We start from the raw sequence: 1,096 nt of genomic DNA, 5'->3' as shown, positions 1-1,096 counted from the left end.
CACTTAAAAATACGGCTCTAAAAGTCGCCGTGCGCGAGGACGGGATATTTACGATGGGCGACTTTGAAAGCGAGATCAAACGCGAGATGAGCTCAAATTTCGGCGAGGATAAGAAGGTTGGGTTTGACGGGTAGATTTGGGTTCGTTTAAATGGCTTTGTAAATGCTGCTCGGCTAAATTTACCCGACCCGGACGCGAACCGATCCTAAATATTTTTTGATATCCATTATTTATATTACCTTAAGCCGCCGAGCGATAAATTTAGCGTAGCTTTTATTTCAATAAATATATTTGAAAGGGCTGTAAAATGAGAAAAAGAATATTTATCTCGATATTAGCGCTAGTATTACTCACGCCGGTAGCGTGGTATTTCGGTCTCTTTCATGCAGATTGGCCTTATATTTTAGGCTTTAGCGATGCATCCGCAGCTCCCGTCACCAAACCGATCGATATCAGCAAAAAAGGCAATAAGGTAGATTTTCTCGTAAGGATTGAGGAAAATAGTTGGAAAACTTTTGTCGCTTTATATTATCCTAGAAATATACAAAGCAACCTCGATGACAACGCCTATGACGAGTTGGTAGAAAAATATTTGCTTGACGATCGGTTTAAACGCGTCTATCATCCCTTTTCTCTAAAATTTAAGCTAATGGCCATAAAAAATGATGCCGATAGGACTATCTTGGACGGCGTTATCAAGCTAGGAGAAGAGGCTAAATTTGGAACGACGAGAACTATTTTTATGGGCAAATTAATGGCGGGGGTATATAGGGTCATCGTAGAAACGATAGACGATAAACCGGAGCTAGAGAACTTTAATGCCCTAATTTTGGTTAATTACGACTTTGCAAAGTAGACGACAAAATTTGTATCGGTAGCGACCGCTGGCGCTAAAGTAAATTTAGCTTGCGGGCTTTAAAAGCAATAGCGAAAAATCCGTTCGGGAGCAAATTTTAACCTGGCTATCAAATATTGCCTGATGACGTCAAAGGCGGACGTGGCGCAAAATTTGGCAAATTTAGGCTTCTTTTTAAATTTGCTGTTCTGCATTTTGCTAGCGACCAAAACGAGCATCAAGATTTTCGCGTCTTTTGGG

General features: G+C 40.7%; 1 protein-coding gene. It reads left to right on the top strand.

Annotated elements, in window-relative coordinates; translation table 11 throughout:
- Window positions 1-307: 307 nt before the first annotated feature.
- A complete protein-coding gene (locus Q0314_RS06080) occupies window positions 308-856 on the top strand; it encodes a DUF5625 family protein (RefSeq protein WP_298057540.1) in 549 nt (182 codons plus the stop codon).
- Window positions 857-1,096 lie beyond the last annotated feature (240 nt).

The sequence above is a fragment of the uncultured Campylobacter sp. genome (genome assembly GCF_938040115.1).
Taxonomy (GTDB): domain Bacteria; phylum Campylobacterota; class Campylobacteria; order Campylobacterales; family Campylobacteraceae; genus Campylobacter_A.
This window is presented reverse-complemented; position numbering and strand designations above follow the sequence as displayed.